The organism is Methanocaldococcus infernus ME (assembly GCF_000092305.1).
GTDB classification, from domain to species: Archaea; AGJL01; Methanococci; order Methanococcales; family Methanocaldococcaceae; genus Methanocaldococcus; species Methanocaldococcus infernus.
Genome location: NC_014122.1, coordinates 1 through 23,523, shown reverse-complemented (window position 1 = coordinate 23,523; position 23,523 = coordinate 1). Strand labels below are relative to the sequence as shown.

At 32.0% G+C, this 23,523-nt stretch carries 26 protein-coding genes; 17 read left to right on the top strand and 9 right to left on the bottom strand.

The window, feature by feature from the left end; all coding sequences use genetic code 11:
• Window positions 1–65: 65 nt before the first annotated feature.
• Genes METIN_RS00130 through METIN_RS00115 form a run of 4 tightly spaced genes read left to right on the top strand, consistent with a single transcriptional unit; the run spans window position 66 to window position 4,626 of the window.
• Complete coding sequence (locus METIN_RS00130) at window positions 66–1,688, top strand: extracellular solute-binding protein (RefSeq protein ID WP_013099446.1); 1,623 nt, start codon at window positions 66–68, stop codon at window positions 1,686–1,688.
• Between the two features lie 21 nt (window positions 1,689–1,709).
• Complete coding sequence (locus tag METIN_RS00125; protein WP_013099445.1) at window positions 1,710–2,651, top strand: carbohydrate ABC transporter permease; 942 nt, start codon at window positions 1,710–1,712, stop codon at window positions 2,649–2,651.
• Entirely contained in the window at window positions 2,652–3,521 is an 870-nt protein-coding gene (locus METIN_RS00120; protein WP_013099444.1) for a carbohydrate ABC transporter permease, read from the top strand.
• Between the two features lie 19 nt (window positions 3,522–3,540).
• Complete coding sequence (locus METIN_RS00115; RefSeq protein WP_013099443.1) at window positions 3,541–4,626, top strand: ABC transporter ATP-binding protein; 1,086 nt, start codon at window positions 3,541–3,543, stop codon at window positions 4,624–4,626.
• On the opposite strand, the gene METIN_RS00110 is transcribed toward METIN_RS00115, so the two are convergent.
• From METIN_RS00110 to METIN_RS00095, 4 genes are read right to left on the bottom strand one after another with little or no spacing between them, the layout of a single operon-like run.
• A complete protein-coding gene (locus tag METIN_RS00110) occupies window positions 4,618–5,316 on the bottom strand; it encodes a DUF166 domain-containing protein (RefSeq protein WP_013099442.1) in 699 nt (232 codons plus the stop codon). The two genes, METIN_RS00115 and METIN_RS00110, sit on opposite strands and share 9 nt — an antisense overlap.
• On the bottom strand, window positions 5,313–6,437 hold the full coding sequence (locus METIN_RS00105) for a hypothetical protein (protein ID WP_013099441.1): 1,125 nt from the start codon (window positions 6,435–6,437) through the stop codon (window positions 5,313–5,315). Before METIN_RS00105 ends, METIN_RS00110 begins: the two co-directional genes overlap by 4 nt.
• On the bottom strand, window positions 6,398–7,423 hold the full coding sequence (locus METIN_RS00100) for an oligosaccharide repeat unit polymerase family protein (RefSeq protein ID WP_013099440.1): 1,026 nt from the start codon (window positions 7,421–7,423) through the stop codon (window positions 6,398–6,400). The genes METIN_RS00105 and METIN_RS00100 overlap by 40 nt, the downstream gene beginning before the upstream one ends.
• Window positions 7,424–7,435: 12 nt before the next feature.
• Window positions 7,436–8,131, bottom strand: a complete 696-nt coding sequence (locus tag METIN_RS00095) for a TrmB family transcriptional regulator sugar-binding domain-containing protein (protein WP_013099439.1) — start codon at window positions 8,129–8,131, stop codon at window positions 7,436–7,438.
• Window positions 8,132–8,288: 157 nt separating this feature from the next.
• On the opposite strand from METIN_RS00095, the gene METIN_RS00090 reads away from it, so the two are divergent.
• Both METIN_RS00090 and METIN_RS00085 read left to right on the top strand, forming a co-directional pair.
• Window positions 8,289–8,543, top strand: coding sequence for a hypothetical protein (locus tag METIN_RS00090; RefSeq protein WP_013099438.1), 255 nt, complete (start codon window positions 8,289–8,291; stop codon window positions 8,541–8,543).
• A 2-nt stretch (window positions 8,544–8,545) separates the two neighbouring features.
• Window positions 8,546–8,725 (top strand): hypothetical protein, encoded by a 180-nt coding sequence (locus METIN_RS00085; RefSeq protein ID WP_013099437.1) that lies wholly within the window; start codon window positions 8,546–8,548, stop codon window positions 8,723–8,725.
• Here the strand turns inward: METIN_RS00085 and METIN_RS00080 are convergent, their stop codons facing one another.
• Window positions 8,726–9,547: a 2-amino-3,7-dideoxy-D-threo-hept-6-ulosonate synthase gene (locus METIN_RS00080; RefSeq protein ID WP_013099436.1), complete on the bottom strand. Its 822-nt coding sequence runs from the start codon at window positions 9,545–9,547 to the stop codon at window positions 8,726–8,728. It lies immediately after the preceding gene.
• Between the two features lie 72 nt (window positions 9,548–9,619).
• On the opposite strand from METIN_RS00080, the gene METIN_RS00075 reads away from it, so the two are divergent.
• From METIN_RS00075 to METIN_RS00060, 4 genes are read left to right on the top strand one after another with little or no spacing between them, the layout of a single operon-like run.
• Window positions 9,620–10,918: a phosphomannomutase/phosphoglucomutase gene (locus METIN_RS00075; protein WP_013099435.1), complete on the top strand. Its 1,299-nt coding sequence runs from the start codon at window positions 9,620–9,622 to the stop codon at window positions 10,916–10,918.
• 9 nt (window positions 10,919–10,927) lie between these two features.
• The gene (locus tag METIN_RS00070; RefSeq protein WP_013099434.1) at window positions 10,928–12,076 is read left to right on the top strand and encodes a bis-aminopropyl spermidine synthase family protein; all 1,149 of its coding nucleotides are present in this window, start codon (window positions 10,928–10,930) and stop codon (window positions 12,074–12,076) included.
• Window positions 12,073–12,972: a calcium/sodium antiporter gene (locus METIN_RS00065; RefSeq protein ID WP_013099433.1), complete on the top strand. Its 900-nt coding sequence runs from the start codon at window positions 12,073–12,075 to the stop codon at window positions 12,970–12,972. Before METIN_RS00070 ends, METIN_RS00065 begins: the two co-directional genes overlap by 4 nt.
• Window positions 12,973–12,977: 5 nt before the next feature.
• Window positions 12,978–14,270 (top strand): DHH family phosphoesterase, encoded by a 1,293-nt coding sequence (locus METIN_RS00060; protein WP_013099432.1) that lies wholly within the window; start codon window positions 12,978–12,980, stop codon window positions 14,268–14,270.
• Here METIN_RS00060 and METIN_RS00055 read toward each other — a convergent pair.
• Genes METIN_RS00055 through METIN_RS00040 form a run of 4 tightly spaced genes read right to left on the bottom strand, consistent with a single transcriptional unit; the run spans window position 14,254 to window position 16,522 of the window.
• On the bottom strand, window positions 14,254–15,255 hold the full coding sequence (locus METIN_RS00055) for a homoserine dehydrogenase (RefSeq protein WP_013099431.1): 1,002 nt from the start codon (window positions 15,253–15,255) through the stop codon (window positions 14,254–14,256). The two genes, METIN_RS00060 and METIN_RS00055, sit on opposite strands and share 17 nt — an antisense overlap.
• Window positions 15,252–15,740 (bottom strand): ACT domain-containing protein, encoded by a 489-nt coding sequence (locus METIN_RS00050; protein WP_013099430.1) that lies wholly within the window; start codon window positions 15,738–15,740, stop codon window positions 15,252–15,254. The genes METIN_RS00055 and METIN_RS00050 overlap by 4 nt, the downstream gene beginning before the upstream one ends.
• A gap of 1 nt (window position 15,741) precedes the next feature.
• A complete protein-coding gene (locus METIN_RS00045; RefSeq protein WP_013099429.1) occupies window positions 15,742–16,254 on the bottom strand; it encodes a CDP-2,3-bis-(O-geranylgeranyl)-sn-glycerol synthase in 513 nt (170 codons plus the stop codon).
• Entirely contained in the window at window positions 16,229–16,522 is a 294-nt protein-coding gene (locus tag METIN_RS00040) for a DUF357 domain-containing protein (RefSeq protein ID WP_013099428.1), read from the bottom strand. Before METIN_RS00040 ends, METIN_RS00045 begins: the two co-directional genes overlap by 26 nt.
• A gap of 35 nt (window positions 16,523–16,557) precedes the next feature.
• Between METIN_RS00040 and hypA the strand changes: the two genes are divergently transcribed.
• The 7 genes from hypA to METIN_RS00005 all read left to right on the top strand — a co-directional run bounded on the left by hypA (window position 16,558) and on the right by METIN_RS00005 (window position 23,422).
• Window positions 16,558–16,911: a hydrogenase maturation nickel metallochaperone HypA gene (hypA, locus tag METIN_RS00035; protein ID WP_013099427.1), complete on the top strand. Its 354-nt coding sequence runs from the start codon at window positions 16,558–16,560 to the stop codon at window positions 16,909–16,911.
• A gap of 82 nt (window positions 16,912–16,993) precedes the next feature.
• A complete protein-coding gene (gene pstC / locus METIN_RS00030) occupies window positions 16,994–17,917 on the top strand; it encodes a phosphate ABC transporter permease subunit PstC (protein ID WP_013099426.1) in 924 nt (307 codons plus the stop codon).
• Window positions 17,904–18,743, top strand: a complete 840-nt coding sequence (gene pstA, locus METIN_RS07695) for a phosphate ABC transporter permease PstA (protein WP_013099425.1) — start codon at window positions 17,904–17,906, stop codon at window positions 18,741–18,743. The genes pstC and pstA overlap by 14 nt, the downstream gene beginning before the upstream one ends.
• 12 nt (window positions 18,744–18,755) lie before the next feature.
• Window positions 18,756–19,514 carry a phosphate ABC transporter ATP-binding protein PstB gene (gene pstB, locus METIN_RS07690; protein WP_048203239.1) on the top strand — a complete coding sequence of 253 codons (759 nt, stop codon included), beginning with the start codon at window positions 18,756–18,758 and terminating at the stop codon, window positions 19,512–19,514.
• A 10-nt stretch (window positions 19,515–19,524) separates the two neighbouring features.
• Window positions 19,525–20,205, top strand: coding sequence for a phosphate signaling complex protein PhoU (phoU, locus tag METIN_RS00015; protein WP_013099423.1), 681 nt, complete (start codon window positions 19,525–19,527; stop codon window positions 20,203–20,205).
• Window positions 20,206–21,320: 1,115 nt separating this feature from the next.
• On the top strand, window positions 21,321–22,460 hold the full coding sequence (gene sat, locus METIN_RS00010; RefSeq protein ID WP_013099422.1) for a sulfate adenylyltransferase: 1,140 nt from the start codon (window positions 21,321–21,323) through the stop codon (window positions 22,458–22,460).
• A 5-nt stretch (window positions 22,461–22,465) separates the two neighbouring features.
• Window positions 22,466–23,422 (top strand): DHH family phosphoesterase, encoded by a 957-nt coding sequence (locus tag METIN_RS00005; protein WP_013099421.1) that lies wholly within the window; start codon window positions 22,466–22,468, stop codon window positions 23,420–23,422.
• Window positions 23,423–23,523: the final 101 nt, after the last annotated feature.

Genomic DNA, 23,523 nt, shown 5'->3' with positions numbered 1-23,523 from the left:
TATATTGTGAACACAAATACATTTATTGACCACTTTATTTATAATTATATTAAGGTGGATTAGTAATGAGACATGTAAAAATATTTGTAATCTTAATGATTGGAATGATTATTTGTAGTATCATTAGTGGTTGTGTTAATAATGAAACTACCAGCAAAAGCAGCATGAAGAATGTTGAATTGACTGGAAATTTTAAAAAAGATGTTATTAATATTGGAAAAACCTTAGAAAATAATGGAATTAAAGTTGTAAAGTTTTCAGTTTGGGGAGCAGGGGATCCAAATAGTGTTATGAGAGTTTATGGTATTGTAGAGGCTGCAAATAGAATAAATAAAATTTGGGAAGATAACGGGATAGATGTTAAAATTAAGGTAGACACTTATTATGTTTCTTCATTCCAAAATCTTTATAAGGATTATTTGAGTAAACAGCCATTAGGTATGGCAGGAGACTTTTTTGTAAATAGTTATGTTTACGTTCCTATTTTAGCTAAAGAAGGTTATATTTTAAATATAAATGAATATGTTAAAAAATATGAACATGATTTAAGTGATTATTATCCAGTTCTTTTAAAAGTTTGTAAATACAATGGAGAATTTTATGCACTGCCACAAGATACAGAAGTTAGGCCATTATATATTAATAAAAAAGTTGCAGAGAAAATAGGTATTGATATTAAAAACTTCCCAAAAGAAGTTGAAGAAGGTAAAATTACTTGGAGTGATATCTATAACTATGCTAAAAAAGCTAAAAATATGGGCTTAGTTAAATGGGGTATTTTACATAGAAAAGGTTCAGCTCATCCAGATTTAATACAATTTATTTATGCTTTTAATGGTACCCTCTATGACAAGAAAAATAATAAATTGGTTTTAGATGTTCCAGCGGTTTACAAATGGTTATATGTAGAATGGAAGTTTGCTAGAGATAGGTTAATTCCTAAAGATATGATGGTATGGGATTGGAGAAAGCAAATCCATCCAACAGTACTTAAAGGGGAGACATTATTCTGGATAGGAGGTTCTTGGAATTGGGCAGAATGGCAAACTAAAAATTATGTTGGCAAGCCATTTACCGCTGAAGAATTGAGAAATATGTTTAGCTATTCCCTCTTCCCAGCAGGAGAAAGAGGGTGTAAACCTGTAACACTTAGCCAACCATTTGTTTGGATGATAAATTCTAAAGTTGGTGAGGAAAATAGTAAGTATAATGAACTAAAAGATGTTTATCAAAAGTTAGCTTTCTTAATGGTCTTAAAGGCAAATGATCCTGATATAAACGCTATCCATTGTATAATTAGTGCTCATTTACCAATTAGAGAAAAAGCTGCAAAATTATTAGAGAATGATAACTGGATAAATAAAGTTAAAAATTTAGACATTAATTTTAGTCCAGAGGTCAAAAATTCCATAAAAGACATAGTTAAAAGAACAGTCAATCCAATTAATGCTAAATTCTTAGCTAGTTTAACTTATATGTTAAACTACACTCATTTCGCTCCTTCACATCCTGAATACCCAGCATTAGCTGATATATTTACTACAGCTGTAGATAAGGTTCTTAGAGGAGAAATGACTCCTAAAGAAGCTATAGAATTTATCATACAAAAAATTAATGCTAATCCCGATCTAAAACAAAATACTGAAATTATAGGAAAAGTTCCTAAAAACTGGAAATTTCCACAATAACAAGTTTTTGGGGAATAGGATATGAATAGTAGAGAAAAAATAAAAACTCTTTCCTTTTTTCTTTTTCCTATGATAATAATGATTATGTTATTTTATCTTATTCCTTTACTTATAACCATATACATAAGTTTTACAGACATGAAAAATTGGAATGTTGAAAAATATTTAAATAATTTTGTAGGACTTTTCAATTATGAAAAGTTATTTTACATGTTCCAACATGATCCAACATTTAAAGCTATTATTTTAACTACAATAGTGTTTATTGGAATTACACTTATTATTAATGTCTTTGGTGGATTACTATTATCATTATTTACATATTTTATAGATGAAAAATCTGGATCTTTTTTTAGACTTTTATGGTTACTTCCAAGAATGACACCAATTGCAGTTTATAGTTTAATATGGTATTATTTTTTCCATGGTAGTAAAATTGGAACATTAAATTCAATTTTAATGAAATTAGGAATTATTTCCAATCCTATTCCTTGGGGGCAAATAATTCCCTGGGGAGCTTGGACTATAATTATCTTTGTAAATGGTCTTGTTGGAATAAGCTTTGGAATGATAGTTTTTACTTCAGCATTAAATCAAATTCCAAAAGAACTTATAATTGCTGCAAGAATTGATGGAGCTTCAACTTGGGACATTTCAAGAAAAATATTAATTCCCTTAATAAAATGGCATCTTCTTTATGTGTTAACTTGGCAGTTTTTAAGTTTGCTAACAACATATTCCCATATCTTCTTACTTGTTGAGTGGAATTTAGTGGATAATAGCTATGGAACTACCCTTGCATTATATGTTTTTAATACAGCATTTGGAAAAGGAGTGTTAGATCAGGGTTTAGCTTCTGCTGCTGCGGTAGTTCTTTCAATAATAGGCATTATTGGTGGAATTATAACTTTAAAGGTTTTAAAATTTGATAAAATGATGAAAAAGCCAAAAGGAGAGATATAAATGAGAGATATTGAAACAGGAAAAAAGAAATATACATATATTACTATATTGATATTATTAATATTAAGTTTTCCTATAATATTAGGCTATTTGTTACTTATATTATCAAGTTTTAGTACTCATATGATTACAAATTTGGATTTTACATCATTTTCTTTTACTCTAAAAAACTGGATAATGATCTTTCAAGGGAATCTATCTACATTAGGAGGGATTAAAAATGATATAAGTAGTATTATTTTAAATACATGTATAGTTGCCTTAGGAGTTTCTATAGTAGTGACTTTTGTAAGTACTTTATCTGCATATTCTCTATCAAGAATGGATTTTAAAGGTAGGAAAGAACTAATGATTTTATTACTACTTTTACATGCCTTTCCAGGAGTTGCATTAATTATTGGGGTATATTTGCTTTATTTTTTAACTTTACCAAAAAGTTATGATTTAATTAGAGTATACTCTTTTATATACGTTATTTTAGCAAGAGCTGCTCTTGAAATCCCAATGTCAGTTTGGATAATGAAAGGGTTTTTTGATAATATTCCGTGGGAACTTGAATGGGCAGGAGTGATTGATGGAGCGTCAAGAATTAAAATTTGGTGGAAGATTATGCTTCCACTTGTTAAACCTGGGATACTTGCTGTATCTTTATTTGCATTTTTAGCAGGGTGGGAAGATATTATTTACGTAAGAACTTTCTTATTTGATCAAACATTAGCGACCTTTATTGAATCTAATATAAATGTCGAATTTTCCCAAATGCCATTAATAGCAGCTGTTGGTACATTATATTTACTACCTACTATAGTATTCTTCATTATTGCCCAAAAACTTTTACTAAAAAGTTATTCTGGAGGGGTTAAAGGGTAAATAATTTTTTGGTGAGAATATGACTAAAATTGTTTTAGAAAATATTACTAAAAAGTTTAGTGGATATACAGCTTTGGATAATATTAATTTAAAGATTCGTGATAAAGAATTCATGGCATTATTGGGACCTTCTGGAAGTGGTAAATCTACATTATTATATACAATAGCAGGAATTTATAAACCAACAAGTGGCAAAATTTATTTTGATGACATAGATGTTACAGAATTGCCTCCAAAAGATAGAAATATAGGGTTAGTTTTTCAAAATTGGGCATTGTATCCTCACATGAAAGTTTTTAATAATATAGCATTTCCTTTGGAATTAAGAAAATATCCAAAACAAGAAATTGAAAAAAAGGTAAAGGAAATTGCTAAAATGCTTCAAATTGATCACCTTCTCAATAGATACCCACATCAGTTAAGTGGAGGACAACAGCAAAGAGTGGCTATAGCAAGAGCTTTAGTAAAAGAACCAAATGTTTTATTGTTAGATGAACCATTAAGTAATTTAGATGCTTTACTTAAAATTGAAGTTAGAGCTGAATTAAAAAGACTACAAAAAGAATTGGGAATTACCACTGTTTATGTTACGCATGATCAAGCTGAAGCTTTAGCAATGGCTGACAGGATTGCTATTATTAGAAAAGGAAAAATTCTTCAGATAGGATCACCATATGAAGTTTATTATAAACCTAAATATAAATTTGTTGGAAAATTTCTTGGAAATCCTCCTATGAATTTCATTGAGGCTAATGTTGAAAATGACTTTTTAATAGTAAATGATAACAAAATTCCGTTACCTCAACATTATAAAGGAATTATTAAAAAACTTAATATAAACAAGGTTATTCTTGGATTCAGACCTCATGATGCAAATATAATAAAAGGAACATTTAATAATGGAATATATGGAGAAATATATTCTTTTGAACCTCTTGGTAAAGAGCAGATAGTAACTATATCTATTGGAGATACATTTATTAAAGTCCTTACTTCAGAAGATGAGAAATTTAATTTTGGAGAGAAGGTTACAGTAATTATTAGAGAAGATAGAGTAATTTTATTTGATAAAAAGACAGAAAAAGCCTTAGAATATTTAGCCTAATTTAAAAGCTTCTCTTGCTATATAGCCAGCTTTATGTAAAATAGTATCTCCAAGCTCTTTATCAAGTTCCATACTAGCTAAGCATGGATAGTTATGGTGAGCATCAGCAATCTCTTTATCCATCTCATCCAACTTCTTCCCCTTTAGCCTCTTAGCTATATAATAAGTTTCCCCACATGGAGAAGAAACAAGAACTTTAACATTCCTTATTATATCATTTTCAACAATTACTTCAACCTTTGGCTTTCCAATCTTAAAGAAGTTGGTGAATTCATCCAACCCTTCTAAGGAGCAGAAGGGCTTAGGATTTTTAAAAATAATCCCTCTCTCTTTACAAATTTTTTCTAACTCTCTTCTCATCCCTAAGGATAAATCATGAGGGCTCTCTGAAGGAACAATTAAAGCTTTCCCTTCAATGAGATGAGCAAGATGGTAAAGAAGATCTTCATGTAGCTGAGCTATGTAATACTCTGCCTTAGGCACATCTTCAAAGTATTCCTCAGGCTCATCTATAAACTCTTCATCAGCTTTCTTTATAATCATCTTATCAACATAATTCTTATAACTCCAATCTCCCCTACAGTTGTAACAATCTTCACATATCTTACAGAAGTCTGGAGCATTAATTAAGTTGTTGTAGAACTTTTCCATAATCTTGTTCCCTTCATGATATATAAATAGAGCTTTCATTTAAGCTCCCTCATTTTTATTTTTGCATTGGCACACATCAATAGGAAGAGAACCACTAAAAAACCATAGTTAATGCCAATATCACAGTATGCTAAAAGTAGAGAGGCATAGATAGAATAGAGTTTCCAATCTCCTTTATATAAATATTTTGACACAATTCCAAGGAATAAGGAGAAGAGTAAGCCAATTAAGCTAAAGTCCAGATATACAGTTCCAAAAAGTGTGGTTGTAAAATTATGGCTATAGTTAAATAATAACTCTCCTACCTTAGCCTCTCCATTTGGTATAAAAATAATGCTTCCATAGGTTATAAGATTACTATTAATAATCTTTGAGAACACCATTAGGTCAAAGTAAGCTCTATAGGATAAGAGAGTAAGGAATTTATATTTCCAAGTTTGGGAAGAGCTTAATAAAATAACTTGACTAATAACTGACAAAAAAAGGATTAAAGATAAAAAAATTATAAGAGCTTTTTTAATATCTATCCTTTTATAAACTAAGTAGGAGAAGATGAGCATAACAATCCCTGCTTTGTAGCCAAGTAAAGAAAGTAAGATGAAAGCAATTAAAAAATAACTCCTCTTTTCAATTCCTCCATAGATTAGAGATCCCATAGCTATTAATCTTAAAGGCTCTAAGTTGATAGCCATCCTTATTTTATAGTCAAATAGTGGAATTCCTCCATACTTTATAATAATTAATAAGAAAGATAGAACTCCAAGGGAGAAAAGGAAGTCTGTAAAGTACTTATTCTTATAAAATTTACAAAAAATTTCTAAAATAATTAAAATAAAGATAACATAGGCTATAGATAAAGCTATAGAGTTAGTTACTTTATAAGCTCCATAAAATGAGAAAGCCACTAAAAAAGTATAAGAAAGTAGTAAAATAAACCTATTATTTTTAAATTTAAAGTATTCCTTAAATAAAAAAGGAAGAGAGAAGAAGAAAATAAATAGAGATAAAATTAGAATTATCTTAGCCAAATTTATAAAACCAAGTTTGTAAATAAATGGTAGGGCTAAGATGATTAAAGCTAAATGTCCAAGGATCACAATTGAAACAGGATGATAAATATTTACTTCCTTAACTTTCTTGATAATATTGCATAGATGCATAATAACAACCCTAAGAAGTAGTAGAAAATGACATCTAAGTCTAAGATTCCACTCTCTATACTAACCAAAGTATAAGCAGCCAAAACACTATAAACTCCTAAATAGATTCCTTTCAATTTTTTGGCAATCATATAATAAAAGCCTAAAAACATCCCCAATATTCCAAAATATGGGATTATGGCTAAGGTTCCATAGTCCCCAACAACTGCTCCTACAACTGTAGGGGTTATAGTTACTCCATAAATCCCTAAGAAGTTAGCTATAACAGCCCTTGGAGCCTTTGCCAAACCTAAATAGGAGAGGATTGCTGAGTAGTGTAGATAGTAATTAAATGATCCATTAAAGTAGTTAAAGATTATATCATAGACACTCATGGTTAAGGAGATCCTTGAAATTATAGGATTTCCTGAAACCTTTAAAACCATCAATCTTATAATAGACATTAATAAAAAGATTAAGAAGACAATAGAGAATAGAGCTAACAACTCTCTATTTTTAATTTCTCCTTTGTAGTATAGGGCAAAGATTGATGATATTAAGAGGACTATAACACTTGTCCTATAGCCAATTAACATGACCATTGCTGAAAAAATTAATGTATATATTATAGCTCTCTTCTTATCTAAATTTGAAGAGGCTAAGTATATTGCCCAACCTAAGATAAAAAACCTTGAGATTAATGTAAAGCCAACATTTAAAAATCTCCTAACCTCTGGGTTAAAAAGAGGAATGTCTCTAACCCAAAGTAGGTCAAGAACTAAAAATATAATTCCTATAACCATTAATATTAATCCAATTTTCTCATCTCTTTTATAATTGCAAAGCTCTTTTACCTTAACTAAAAAAGAAAATTTTTTTCCAATATTAAATGAGATGTAGAAAATTATGGCTGAAGAGAGAAATGCTAAAAAAGCATATAATGAAACATTTGAAAATATTAAGTAAATACAAGAAATCAATAGGAAGAGATGGCTTAGTTCTATCATCACTCTTTCCCTTTAATTAGTTATGACATAAATTTTTAATCTATTTGTAACTACTTTTGAGGCATTTACATACTTGCTAAGCTCTTTTAACCCTTCTAAATAGTAAGTTCCAGAAACTATTAAGCCATTGTCTAAAAATTGAATTCTCATTCCTTTTAAACTTTCTATATAAACTTTATTCAATAGCTCAATTTGATCAGCTGGTTTGTAAGTTTTTGAGTTAATTCCAATAGTTCCACTAATTTTTACTGCTAAAATGTTACTTTCATTGATTGAGCTCTCTATCTTATTAATAACTTCTCTAAGATCTTTTCCCTCAATTGGTTCTAACTCATAAATATCTATTTTCTTCCCAATAGGCTTTAAGATAATTTTTTCAGCAGCTACATCTTCTTTATAAGCTAATCTTCCACCTATGGTTATTGGACTGTTGTTATAGATGGCATATAATGTTCCTCCCCTTGCTGAGTAAATCTCAACTGTCCCATTAAACTTTTCCTTACTTTTTGTCCAAACTCCTATGACTGTAGCATTTAAGGGAAATCCTTGGCCTAATATTTTATTACACATCCAGGCACATTTATACATCTCATCTCCAGAAAACACATATTTCTCATTATGAAATAGAAATTTATAGGTGAAAGCTGACAAAGTTATAAGAATTGCAACAATAACTAAAATTTCTATGGCATTTAGCTTAATCTTCATTCTTTTCCCTTAAGTTAGTTTTTAAGTCACTATTATAAAAATTCTTTATTAATAAGCTTTTTTATTGTAAATTTTAAATATTCAAACTAACAAAATAAAAAACTTTATATATTATTACACATATGTGACATAATTAGAAAAGGAAAAGGTGATAGGAATGTTTGGAAGAAGGTGGAGAAGGTTATTAAGAGGGTTTAGATACATAGGCCCATGTAGATGTGGATTTGGTCCTCATGCTTACTATGTAGATGATAGAGGAAGAGTAGTTCATGCTTGGGACATATATTACTATGATATAGACTACTTAGAAAGTTACTTAAAGGAGTTAATTGATGAGAAAAAGGCCTTAGAGGAAGAGATTGAGAAAATTAAGGCTGAGTTAGAAAGGTTAAAAAGAGAAAAAAGGGATTAACAATGAAAAAATTTATCTGTACTAAGTGCAAAAATATTATTGAAGTTCCCTATGGAACTCCTAAGCCTTCCTCATGCCCTTACTGTGGAGCTTCAGAAGAGTTTATACATAGAGTTGATCCAGGAGGCAGAGGTTTAGGTAGAGGAAGAGGTAGAAGATGTGGAATGAGATTTTTAGAATAATTATTTTTTCCTAATCTCTTTTAAGGCTTCTTCAACTTCAGCATTCTCATGAACTATTTTACAAACAGCTCTTGTTATTCCAACTACATCATCATGTTGGAATATATTTCTTCCTACAGCTACTCCTGCAGCTCCAGCTTCTATAGCATCTTTTATCATCTGTAAGAACTCTTCATCAGTTCTTGTTTTTGGACCTCCAGCAACAACTATAGGAGCTGGACAACCTTTAACTACTTCTCTAAAGCTATCTATATCTCCTGTATAACTTGTTTTTACTATGTCAGCTCCTAACTCAGCTCCTAACCTTGCAGCATGGGCAACAAGTTCAGGGTCTCTCTCATTTTTTATATGTTTTCCTCTTGGGTACATCATGGCTATTAATGGCATTCCCCAGTATTCACAGGTTTCAGCAATTAAACCTAAGTCTTTGTAAGCTTCCCAGTCTTCATCAGAACCAACATTAACATGAACAGAGACAGCATCAGCTCCCATTCTTATGGCTTCTTCAACTGTTGTAACTATAACCTTCTTTAAAGGATTTGGAGAAATGGAGGTTCCAGCTGATAGGTGGATAATTAAACCTATATCTTTGCCATATCCCCTATGACCATGTCTAACAATTCCCTTATGTAAGAGGACAGCATTAGCCCCTCCTTCAGCAACATCATTAACTGTTTTTTTCATATCCACTAATCCCTTTATTGGACCATTAGAAACTCCATGATCCATAGGGACAATAACAGTTCTCTCACTCTCTTTATTGAAAATTCTTTCTAACCTAACCAACTTCCCTAAATTTTTTATATCTTTAAATCTTTCCATAACATCACCTAAAGATTTATTATATTATTCTTAAAAACTATAAGCTTAATAACATTAAAAAAGTGATAGCTTATGGTTTTTAAAGCTTATGACATTAGGGGAAAATATAGGGAAGAGATAGATGAAAAATTTGCCTATTCTTTGGGAAGAGTGATAGGAGAGCTTTACAAGGATAAAGATATCTTAGTTGGTAGAGATGTAAGAATAGGCTCTGAAAAGCTTCTTCCCTATTTTATCTCTGGGCTTATGGAAAATGCCAATGTTTACTATGCTGGGGTTATCTCAACTCCTCTTTTATACTTTGCCACCAAGGATAGCTATGATTTAGGAGTTTCCTTAACAGCCTCTCATAACCCACCAGAGTATACAGGTTTCAAGATGTGTGATAGAAAGGCTATTCCACTCTCACCCTTGGAAGAGATTAAGCCTTACTTTAAATACTATGAAGTTAAGGAGGAGAAGATTAATTTAGATGAGCTGAAGGTTGATGTCATTGATAATTATAAAAAATTTTTCTTAAAGAGGATTGGAAGGCTTAACCATAAAATAGCTGTAGATTTTGCCAATGGAGCTACAACAATAGCTGAAAAAGAGATATTGGATGAGATCTTAGAAGAGAAAGTTTTTATAAACTCTGAGCCAGATGGAACCTTTCCATCTCATTTACCAGACACTCTAAAAGAGGAGTGTTTAAAGGATATAAAGAGAGCTGTTAAAGAGCATAATTGTGAGTTGGGCTTAATCTTTGATGGTGATGGAGACAGGTTAGGAATGGTTGATGAGACTGGAGAAACTTTAAGAGGAGATATATTAACAGCTATAATAGCAAGGGAAATATTGAAAGAGAAAAGAGGGGCTAAGATTATTTATGACTTAAGATGCTCTAAGGTTGTTCCTGAAACCATTGAAAAGTTTGGAGGAATAGCTATAAAGTGTAGAGTTGGCCACTACTTTATAAAGAAGTTGATGCATAAGGAAGATGCTGAATTTGCTGGAGAGCTTTCTAACCACTTCTACTTTAAAGAGATTGGTTACTTTGAAAGCCCTCTATTGGCTTTATACTACATTGTTAAGGCTATGGAAAATAAAAAATTGTCAGAGCTTAGAGAAGAGTTTAGTAAATATTACCATAGTGGAGAGATAAACTTTAAGGTTAAAGACCAGAGGGAAGTTTTAGAGAGGATTAAAGAAGTGTTTAAAGATTGTAAGATTGAAGAGCTTGATGGAGTCTCTGTTTACTGTAAAAACTTCTGGTTCAATATAAGGCCATCAAACACTGAACCTCTATTAAGGCTAAACTTAGAGGCTGAGGATGAAGAAACTTTAAAGGAGAAATTGGAAGAGATTAAAAAGATTATTTTAGGATCTTGAGGTAGAAGTATGATTATTGGAAAGATGGGAAAGGGAAAAGTGAAAGAGAGAGAGGATAGAAATTTATTAAAAAGGGTGGCTAAGAAGGTTAATATCTCTGAGGGAGAGAGGGGGGTAGAGGATATATTAAGAGTTATATATAGAAATCAGCCAATCTCAACTAAAAGGATAGCTCAACTTTGTAAGTTACCTCTTCCAATTGTTGCCAAGGTTAGGACAATATTGGAAAGAGAGAGAATCTTAAAAAGAGAAAATGGAGCTGTATTAACTGAAAAGGGGTTAGAGTTTGTTGAAAATGTATTAAAATTCAAATTTAAAGGTTCTTTAAGGTGCCCTCTCTGTGAAGGTAGAGGAATTGTTTTAAATGAATTTTTTAAAGAAATCTTAGAGAAGGTTAAGCCATGGTTTAGGAAAAGGCCAGAGGTTAATACTCTCCTTGATCAATCCTATGCCACTCCAGAAACCTCTGTCTATAGAGCTGCTTTAATGTGTGAGAGAGGAGACTTAGAAGGGAAGAGAATTATTTTTATAGGTGATGATGATCTAACCTCTCTCCCAGTGGCTTTAACTCAGTTTCCTGAGGAGGTTTATGTTGTAGATATTGATGAGAGGTTATTAAATTTAATTAAAAGCTTCTCTGAGAAGGAAGGAGTTAAAATTAGAATAGTGAAGCATGACTTAAGGAAAGAGATGCCAGAGGAGTTAAAGAATAACTTTGATGTCTTCTCAACTGACCCTCCATATACAATAGATGGGCTAAAACTATTCTTATCAAGAGGAGTTGAATGCTTAGGAGAGGAAGGAGTTGCTTATCTCTCCTACTCTCACAAGCCAATAGATGAGTGGCTAAAGGTTCAAGAGGAAATAACAAAAATGAACTTTGTAATCTCTGAGCTAATCCCTAACTTCAACTATTATGAAGGTAGTGAGATTATTGGAAACACAACCTTTATAGCAAGATTGATAGGGAAAAGGCTAAAAGTAAATATTGGAGACACTGAGAAAATATACACTGGCTTAGTTAAGCCAACAGTTAGATACTATAAGTGCTTAAAGTGTGGAAAAATACATAAGCTATTAAATGAGAGAATTGAAAGCTTAAGATGTGAGTGTGGTAGTAAAAAATTTAGAATGATAAAGAGGGAGAAACTTTCATGATAATAGGGATTTTATCCTTCTTAACAGGCTTAATTTTACTATACTACTGTAGTGATTGGGTTGTCTTAGGGGCTGAGAAGATAGCAAGGTTTTTTAATATCTCAAACTTTGTGATTGGAGCAACAATTATAGCCTTTGGAACCTCTTTTCCAGAGATTGTTACTTCAGTTATAGCCTCTTATCAACATCTCCCAGGCTTGGCTGTTGGAAATATTTTAGGTTCATGCATCTGTAATATAGGGTTAATCTTAGGTCTCTCTTTAATCTTTGACTCTGTCAAAATAGACAAATTCTTAAAAAGGAATCTAATATTCTATATATTATTTGTTCTTCTAACCCTAATTTTAAGCTTTGGAGGATTTTCTCTATTAGATGGGCTAATATTACTTATCCTATTCCTTTTTTATATCAGATGGAGTATAAAGAATGATAACACCAATGAGAAAGAGGAAAAAGAGGATAATATAAATTTACCAATAAATTTAGTTTTACTTATTATAGGGTTAATAGGGGTTTTAGTTGGAGCTGATCTTTTTGTCAATGGAGCTAAGGAATTGGCTGATTATTTAAACATCCCTGATACTATTATAGGCTTAACCTTAGTAGCCCTTGGAACATCTCTTCCAGAGTTAGCTGTTTCAATCTCAGCAGCTAAGAGAAGACTTGGAGGGATGGTTTTAGGTAATGTTTTAGGTAGTAATATAGCAGATATTGGTGCAGGGATTGGCTTATCTGCTTTATTCTCAACCCTTCCAGGGTTGGAAAGGGAGGCTCTTTTTTTATTCATAATAAGCTTCATTTTATTGATAGGCTATATTAAAGGAAAATTAGGAAGAAAAGAGGGAGTTATTTTAATTCTCTTATATGTCCTTTTCCTTTATCTAACCTTTGGGTGAGAATTATGGAATTATCTGGGTTGGAGAAGATAGAGAAGCTTAGCAAGGAGATAAAAAATAGAATCGTAGAGTATGACTTTATTAAAGTTATAACTCATCATGACACTGATGGGCTTAGTAGTGGGACAATCTTAACCAAAACCCTATTTAGGGCAAATAAAACCTTTCAAGTTAAGGTTGTTGAACACCTTTCAAGGAATGTTATTGATAAGTTGGTTAGTAAAGATAACTCTCTCTACATCTTTGCAGATATGGGAAGTGGGCAGATTCATGATATATTAGAGAAAGAGGTTGATGCTATCATCTTAGACCATCATCCTCCAGAGATAGAAGAGGAGTTTATAGATAACATTGTTCAGCTAAACCCTCACTTGTATGGATTTGATGGTGCTAAGGAGATAACTGCAAGTGGCACTTGCTATTTTGTTGCGAGGGAGTTTGGCTACTATGATCTCTCCCAGATGGCTATTGTTGGGATGATTGGGGATATGCAATTTCCTCCCATGGGATTAAATAAGTTTATAGTCAATGAGGCAAGGGAGAAAAGATATATTAAAATATTCAATGACATAATTTATAACATTTATGGAGTTGAGATTTACAAGGCTATGGCTTACTGTACAAAGCCTTATATTGAAGACCTAAACTCAGAGGCTAAGGCTGAAAAATTTCTATTAAATTTAAAGATAGACCCTAAGAAGAAGGATTTAAGTAAAGAAGAGTATAAAAAAATTATTTCTCATCTTATCTTTAAATATCCTGAAGAGGCTGAGAAGTTAATTATTGAGAGAGTTCTACTAAGGCATAAGGTTAGAGATGCTCATCTCCTTTCTGAAATGCTAAATGCTGTTGGAAGACATGGCTATTTTTCCATTGGCATAGGGATAGGATTGGAGGATGATGAATGTATAAGAATAGGGAATAAAGTACTTTGGGATTACAAAAAAGCTTTATTGTCAGAGATTAAGAGAGTTGAGCTAAAGAGCTTAAGAAATATCAAGTACTTTGAAGGTAGGAAGGGATATATTGGAATTGTAGCAGGAATCTTAGCCAAGGAAAAGCCAGTTATTGGCTACTATATTGAGGGAGATGTGGCAAAGTTCTCAGCAAGGGGGAACAAGAAGTTAGTTGATAGAGGGTTAAACTTAAGTAAGGTTATGTCTATTGCTAAAGAGTTTGGTGGAACTGGAGGAGGGCATAACATAGCCTCAGGAGCTATGGTTCCTAAGGAGAAGGTTAAAGAGTTCTTAGAGAGAGTTGATGAGTTAATAGGAGAACAGCTTAGAGCCTCTTCTTAATCCAGATGAGATCACTCAAAATAGCTGAAGCTGTTTCCTCAGCTCCAGCACCTCTACCAACAACTACAACCTCTTTAGCAAGGTCAGTTTCAAACATTGCCACATTTAAGGTTCCTTTAACATTTAAAGGACTTTCCAGAGGAATAAGCATAGGCTCAACAACTAACCTATTCTCTCTAATTTCTCCTATTAATTTTATTGTATATCCTCTCTTATTAGCCAAGAAAAGAGCTTCTGGAGTTATCTTTCTTATCCCTTTAATTCTAACATCTTTAATACTCTTATTTAAACCCATAATAGAATTTGCTAAAATAACTATCTTTGCTGCTGTATCTAATCCATCAACATCTTGTGAAGGGTTAGCTTCAGCATATCCAAGCTCTTGAGCCTCTTTTAGTGCTGTTTCAAAGTCCACCTTCTCTTTCTCCATCTTTGTTAATATATAGTTAGTGGTTCCATTCAATATTCCCCTTATGGCTAAGATCTCATTCCCTGCAAGATTTTCCTTAGCTAAGTTTATTATAGGCATTGCCCCTCCAACTGTTGCCTCATATCTAAAGTAAACTTCATGTTTCTTAGCATTCTCCACAAGTTCTTTAAAATATAGAGCTAAGGGCCCTTTATTTGCCGTCACAACATGTTTCTTATTTTTAAAGCTTTCCAAGATATGGGTTTTAGCAGGCTCTCCAGTCTCTAAATTTGATGGGGTGACTTCAACAGTAACATCAAAGTCTATCTCTCTAATAACATCTAAAGGGCTTAACTCTCTACCCTTATCATGGTTAATCAATTTTCCAGTTTTCTCCTTGACTTCAATAACTTCCTTTAAATTTAGGCCATCCTCATCTACAACAGCTCCAGACCTATCACAGACTGCAACAACCTTAAATTCTCCAAACCTCTCTTTTAAACACTTCTCCTTTGAATAAAGAACCTTTGCTAAGCCTCTTCCTACAACTCCAAAGCCTATAATTGCTACCTTCACCCTTTCACCAGTGCTGACTTTATAAATAACAAGTTTTTCTCCTTTTCAATCTCTTCAAGTAATCTACAGAGCTTTTTAATATTCTCTTTCTTTACTATAATTTTCATCATGGCTGAAGACTCTTTATCAGGGTGTGGCATAATTAAGTCAAGGTCTTCAACTAAGCCAATCTCATTAATTCTATCTATTGTATCTTTAACATCAGTGTCAACAACATGGCCAATAACAACAACATCTAAGTAAATAGCTCTCTCCTCTCCATCAACTTTTTTTACAATAGCAACCTTTTCAATCTCTTCCAATATCTTTTTTAACTTTTCCTTGTCAGTGTCAATAACCAATCTTATTGGCACTCTTCCCCCAACAATTTCCTCCCTTGAGTGAATAATAGTTATTATATTAGCTTTATACTTAGATATGGGTGTTAAAACCTTTAAAAGCTCTCCAGGCTTGTCATTTAGCTCTATATCTATAGATACTCTCATATTACCACCAAACATCCTTAATTTTTAAAGAGTAAGCTAAGATGTTGGCAAATAGATGAATAAAAATAGTTATCAACAAAATAATAAATACTTGGTGAATGGCTATAGGTTTTATTAGAGAGCCAAGTATTAAAGCTCCAATGGCAAAGTCAAGCTGATCCAACAGAGGAGCTGGCTTACCCCTCTCTATATTTAACCTTCTTTTAATAAAGCTTCCTATGGCATCTCCTAAAATGGCTCCTAAGGAGAGAGTGAAGCCTAACTTTAAATAAAGTAAGGGAGCATTAAAAAATAGCCCTTCTATAAAACCTGTTAAAGTTCCAAGTAAGATACCAAAAAAAGAGCCTTTAATTGTAACCCCATCTCCAAGTAGCCTTCTACCATCTGGCCAGCATTTATTTAAATCTAAGGGCTTACCTCCTCCAAATATACAGGCAGAGGCATTGGCTACATAGGCTGGTAAAATATAGAGAAGAGAGTTCAATATCTCACTTAGCAAGTGTAAACCTGACATCATCATCTCCAACATCAAATAGTCCTAATCTAACCCCAGCATCAATCCAGCCATAGGCATAGTTGAGAGAGGCAAAGGCATTTATATAATCTCCTTTTTCTTTAAATGCTAAAGCATCTTTATAATAACTTTCTATCATGGTTAAAAAATCTTTTGCTATATCATATAATAAGCTTCTCCTTGGTGGCATCCCTTTCTTAATAATCTCTATAGCTTCTCTTGTTTTTTCAATATAGTTATTTAACTTCTCTTCAGTAATCTCTCTCATGGTTTCACATCAAAACTTTTTACTGGGTGAAGGGTTTGCATGAACTCTCTTATGCATACTCTATTTTAAACTCCATCTTGGAGAGTATTAAAGATTATAAGGATGCTAAGGTTAAGGAGATACACTTAGAGATAGGGAGGCTAATATTTATTAACCCTGATCAGTTAAGGTTTGCCTTTGAAGTTATTGCTGAGGGAACAGCTTGTGAAGGGGCTGAGTTAAAGATAAAGTTCATTGATCCAAAATGCAAGTGTCTAAAATGTGGCTATGAGGGGAAGCCAGAGATCTTGGATGAGATTGAAATCTATTGTCCTAAGTGTAAAAGCTTATCTCTAAAGTTTGAAGGAGGGAAAGAATTTCTTATAAAGAATGTAATTTTGGTTAAGTAAATTATTTATAGCTCTTCCATCAACTACTCTATTAGTTTAATAATTCACAAATAATGAAGTAAATTACCAAAAAGGAGAGATTATGAAGAAAAGGTTTGATGAGTTTAAGCTTATTACACTTCCAGTTATAACACTCATCTTTTTCATCTTTGCCATAATGTTGGCTGTCTATTTCATCAATGCCTATCCAGCTATAGCTAAGTATGGCATAGACTTATTTATAAAAAATGTTTGGCAAGCTTCTGAAGATCCTACAAAAGAGGTTTATGGTTTAGCTGCACCTATATGGGGGTCTATATATACAGCAGTGTTGGCTGTTTTAATAGCTCTTCCTCTATCTATAGCTTATGCCATCTTTGTTAATGACTATGCTCCTAAGAAGTTAAAGTATCCTCTTATTATCATCTCTGACATTATGGCTGGGCTTCCAACTATTATTTATGGGATCTGGGGAGCCTTTATCTTGGTGCCTCTGTTAAGGGATCATATAATGAAGTTTTTGTATGAGCACTTCTCATTCATTCCTCTTTTTGACTATCCTCCTTATATAGGCTATTCCTACTTTGCTGCTGGTGTCTTACTTGGAATAATGGTTACTCCCTTTGCAGCAGCTATTATAAGGGAAGCCTATGCAATGATCCCAAGAATTTACAGAGAGGGGTTAGTAGCTTTAGGAGCAACAAGATATGAAACTACAAAGGTTTTAATTGGCTATATTAAGCCAGCTATTATTTCAGGGATTATCTTAGCCTTTGGTAGAGCCTTGGGAGAGACTGTAGCAGTCTCTTTAGTTATTGGAAACTCTTTTAACTTAACCTATAAGTTGTTTGCTCCTGGTTATACAATCTCTTCCTTAATAGCTAACCAGTATGGAAATGCTAACCTCTATGAGTATATGACCTCTGTCCTCTATGCAGCTGGTTTAGTTCTCTTTATCATTGGGCTGATAGTTAATATCATTGGTATTTATTTGCTCAAGAGGTGGAGAGAGCATGTCCAACACTAAGAGGATTAGATTAATCAAAGATAAAATTTTTTTAATTGTTGTCTCTTTTTTAACCTTCTTAGCTGTACTTCCTCTTTTTCATATCATTTTTTCTATTATAGTGAGAGGTTATCCAATCTTAGCTGAAAGAGGAATAAGTTTTTTAACAAATACTTTAAGTGATGGTGGTATTGGACCAGCAATAGTTGGAACTTTACTATTAACAGTCTTAGCCACACTTATAGGAGTTCCTTTAGCATTCTTAGCTGGAGCTTATGCCTATGAATTTCCAAAAAGCTTTATTGGTAGGGCTACAAAGGTTCTTTTACAAATTATGTTAGAGTTCCCAACCATCTTAGTAGGAACCTTTGTTATGGCTGTCCTTGTTGTTCCAATGGGAACTTACTCAGCCTTAGCTGGGGCTATAGCATTGGCTTTAATTCTAACCCCCTATGTTGCTGTCTATACTGAAGAGGCTATGTCAGAGATTCCAAGGATTTATAAAGAAGGAGCTTATGCACTTGGCTGTACAAGGGCTCAAGTGATATTTAAAGTGATAACAAAGATGGCTAAGAAAGGAATCTTAACAGGAATTCTAATAGGAATGGCTAAGGTTGCTGGAGAGACAGCTCCTTTACTTTTTACAGTTGGGGGGTTGTATGAAACTTATTCTCTCAACCCTCTACAACCTATAGGAGCTATTCCTCTTTTAATTTATAATTTAATTCAAAGTCCTTCTCCAGAGGATCATAAAATAGCCTGGGGGGCTGCTTTAGTTATGCTAATCATCTTCCTCTCTATCTTTGTTCCTATAAGATATGCTCTAAAAGAAGATATAAAACTATAAAAAAGTGAGAAGATGCCAGAGATTAAGATGGAAACAAAAAACTTAAGCTTGTGGTATGGGGAGAAACAGGCTTTATATAATATAAGCATGCCAATATATAAAAATAAAATTACAGCCTTAATAGGACCATCTGGCTGTGGGAAGAGTACATTCTTAAGATGCCTTAATAGGCTCAATGACTTAATAGATAATGTTAGAATAGAGGGAGAAGTTCTCTTAGATGGAAAGAATATTTATGATGAGGATGTAGATGTCTATGAGCTAAGGAAAAGAGTAGGAATGGTTTTCCAAAAGCCTAATCCCTTTGCCATGTCCATCTATGACAATGTTGCCTTTGGTCCAAGGATACATGGAGTTAAGGACAAGAAAGAGCTTGATAAGATTGTTGAGTGGGCATTAAAAAAAGCTGCTCTCTGGGATGAGGTTAAAGATGAACTTAATAAAAATGCCTTTGCCCTCTCTGGAGGTCAGCAGCAGAGGTTATGTATAGCAAGGGCTATAGCTGTAAAGCCAGAGGTTCTATTAATGGATGAGCCAACCTCTGCTCTTGATCCAATCTCCACATTGAAGATAGAGGAGTTAATGTTAGAGTTGGCTAAGGATTATACTATAGTGGTTGTTACTCACAACATGCAGCAGGCAAGTAGGATCTCTGACTATACAGCCTTCTTTTTGATGGGTAAGTTAATAGAGTTTGGAGAGACTGAGCAAATCTTCCTAAATCCACAGAAGAAGGAAACTGATGACTACATAAGAGGTAGATTTGGGTAAAGGTGGAAAGATGCCAAAAAAATTTGAGGAGATGCTAAAAGAAATTGAAAATGATATCTTAGAGATGGCTGAGCTCTGTATTGATCAAACAGAATCTGCTGTAAATACATTTATTGAAGGAGATAAGGAGAAAGCTAAGCATATAAGAAGGAGAGACACAGCTATAGATTTGATGGAGATAAAAATAGAAGATAAGTGTATAAAAGCTATAGCTTTACATCATCCAGTTTCTGAGGATTTAAGGGAGTTAATGACTTGTATTAAAATCTCTTCTAAACTTGAGAAAGTTGGAGATAATGCAGCCAAGATTTGCAAAATTTTGTTAAAGTCAGAGTATGAAGGAAAAAGGAAAAATCAAATATTGGAAGTTATGAAAGATTACTTAATAACCATGATAAAGAATGCCATGGTAGCCTTTAAGAATAGAGATGAAGGCTTAGCAAGAGATGTTTACAACATGGACAAAAAGATGGATGAGCTTTATGAAGAACTCTATAGATGTATGATCTCAAAAATCTTAGAGAATCCTTCTAAGAACCTAACCTTAGCCACTGATATTATCTTTGCTGCCAAATACTTGGAGAGGAGTGGGAATATAGTGGCTTCTATAGGAGATAGAATAGTTTATATGATAACTGGGGAGAGGATAAAAGAGGAAGAATTAGAGGAAATTTTGGAAAAAAAGAGTTAATCTTTACTATTTTTTTAAGGAGTTTAAATTTATTTAAGGGTTATTTTGCTATTTTTTATTTTTTAATAAATAATCCGTTGTTATATTTTCATTCCCTTAGAGGCGTTATTTCACAAGACAAAAATTTTGCTTTATAATATTCGCTCTTATATTTTATATAGTATTATTTTATATAGTATATAAGCTTTACCAACATCAGGGAGTGTCGAAAAATTATGAAATTATGGAATATAGTTAAAGAGATAATAAAATGTATGAGCGGATAAAAATGTAAAAATAGTACTGGAAAAAATAGGACAGAAGATGCTCACTTTTTGATTTACGTCAAACTTGTATTTTAATTTTATCCATAACTAACTTGGTGAATCCAAAAATAAGTTTAGTAGAGTCGGTAGAAATCCTTTATTATCATATAATCAGTATATATCAGCCTTTATTATAAAATTTATCCTTAAAATAAGTTTAAGAGATTTAGAAACATTGTCAAAAACTCTGTTTAATCCGTATATTGACCATTCTACGTTTGGTAGGTCATTTAAAAGAATTACTTTAGAAGATTTATCTAAAATTCTCCCTATTACTTACGAAATAATTGATAAACTTCTAAAAAGTTCAGATAAGCTATATATATCAGATTCTACCGGAGCTACCATAAACAGATTGTATGTATATTACAAAAAAGAAGGTTAAATAAAACAAATTCATGATAAACTTTCAATCTTAGCTTTGTTATTATAAAGATTATGGTTTAATTTCTATAACTTCAGCTGTTTGGGATAGTAGATATGGTCAAGACGGAAAAAATCTACTTAAAATTATCAGTAAGATTGGAGAATGAAATGCATTAATATAATATAGATAGTTCACAACATACAAACTTTAATAAGAGTAATATCAAGTAATAAATCAATAATAATCAATTTTTAATTTTCGACAACTCCTCTAATTCCGAAATCTATTTATACATAGATATTATGTTTTAAAAAATATATCAAATTTAGAAGAAGATAAAGAAATAAAATGTTTTTTATCAAAGAAGAAAAAGTAAAAAAGATTAAAAATTTATTAACATATAAATAAATAAACATATAAATATATATTTTTAAGGTGGTTAAATGATTTCTAAGCCACATGGTGGGAAGCTAGTTAAAAAATTATTATCTTCTAGGGAAAAAGAGAAAATTTTAGAAGAACAAAATGAATTTCTAAAAATTAAAATTAATTATGGGAACGCTATTGATATAGAAAATATTGCTTATGGAGTATACTCACCTCTCAAGGGATTTTTAAATAATGAAGATTTTCAATCTGTTTTAGATTGTATGAGGTTAAGTAATGATATACCCTGGACAATACCTATAGTTCTTGATTTGAAAAATCCTTCCTTTAAAGAAGGGGATGAAATTCTGCTTTATTATAATGATCTACCTATAGCAAGGATGTGTGTTGAGGATATTTATACTTATAACAAAAAAGAATTTGCTCAAAAAATTTTTAAAACTACGGATTTAGAACATCCAGGAGTGTCTAAAATTTATAAAATGGAGGATTATTTAGTTGGGGGAGAAATTGAGCTTTTAAATGAATTACCCAATCCTTTTGGTAGATATACTTTAAGACCAGAGGAAACAAGAGATTTATTTAAAGATAGAGGATGGAAAAGAATTGTGGCATTCCAAACAAGAAATGTTCCTCATAGGGGGCATGAATATATTCAAAAGGTTGCATTAACATTTGTTGATGGCTTATTTATTAATCCAGTTTTAGGTAAAAAGAAAAAAGGAGATTATAAAGATGAAGTCATCATTAAAGCATATGATGTTTTGTTTAAACATTACTATCCAAAAAACTCTGCTATTTTAGCAACAGTAAGATATGAGATGAGGTATGCAGGACCTAGAGAAGCTATTCACCATGCAATCATGAGAAAAAATTTTGGATGCACTCATTTTATTGTAGGGAGAGATCATGCAGGAGTTGGAGATTACTATGGGCCATATGAAGCTTGGGATTTATTTAAGGAGTTTCCCGACTTAGGAATTACTCCAATGTTCATATATGAAGCTTTTTACTGTAAAAAATGTGGAGAAATGGTAAATGCTAAAATATGTCCGCATGATGGAGAGTATCATATAAAGATAAGTGGAACAAAGCTAAGAGAAATGATAATTAATAAAGAGCAGCCTCCAGAGTATATGATGAGACCAGAGGTTTATGAAGTTATAAAGAATTTTAAAAATCCATTTGTGGAGTGATTTGGATGTTATTAATACATCATTGGGACACTGATGGAATAACTTCAGCAGCAATTCTAATAAAAGTTTTGAAGATAGATAACTTTCTAAATTTATCTCCTCCTATAGGAGAATATTCATTTGATTCAAGGATATGGAAATATATAGAGAAATCAGAAAAAATTTATGTTTTAGATTTTAACGTTCCTCATGAATTGGAAAAAATTAAAGATAAAGAGGTTATATTTTTTGATCATCATATTCAAAAAAAGATAAATAACCCTCATGTTATACAAATAAACCCACTGTTGAAAGGAAAATCATCACCTTCTACAACTATTGTAATTTCAGAGTATTTTAACCACTGGGATGCTTATTCTGCTCTAGGGGCTGTTGGTGATTTAGGAAAAAAAGCTTTTGAAATCTCTTTAGTAAATAAATTATTAAAGCAAGAAAATATTTCAAAAAAAGAAGCTTTAATGATAGTCCAACTTATAGATTCTAATTACATAGTTATGGATAAAAATTGGGTAGAAAAGGCGGTTAATGTTCTTTTAAATTATGAAATAAAAGAAATCTTAGAATATGATCCATGGATAAAGAATGTTGAGAATATAGAAAAAACAATAAATGATATTATTGGCAATATTGATGTTAGGGAAAACATTGCCTTTGTAGAATTTAAAAGCTCATATAATGTTATATCTAAAGTGGCTAGAAAAGTCGTTTGGGAGATGGGTTATAAGGGGGCAGTAGTTGTAAATAAGAACTTTCATGGAAAAGCTCAAATATACTTTAGAATTTCTCCTGAACTTGCTAAAAAAATAGATATGTATGAAATAATACAAGAACTAAAGAACAGAAAATTTAATGCGGGAGGAAAAAAAGAAGTTTTAGGATGTATATGTAAAAAATCTGAAATAGATGATGTTTTAGATATAATTAAAAATTATTTAATCTCTAACGTACAGATGGAAAAATAGTAAAAATTCGTTTATAGAAAAATTTAAAATTTATTATGAATAAAGTATCTAAAAAAGCTTTTATAGATGTTTTGGATTTAGAACCATGCTAGATAATATTA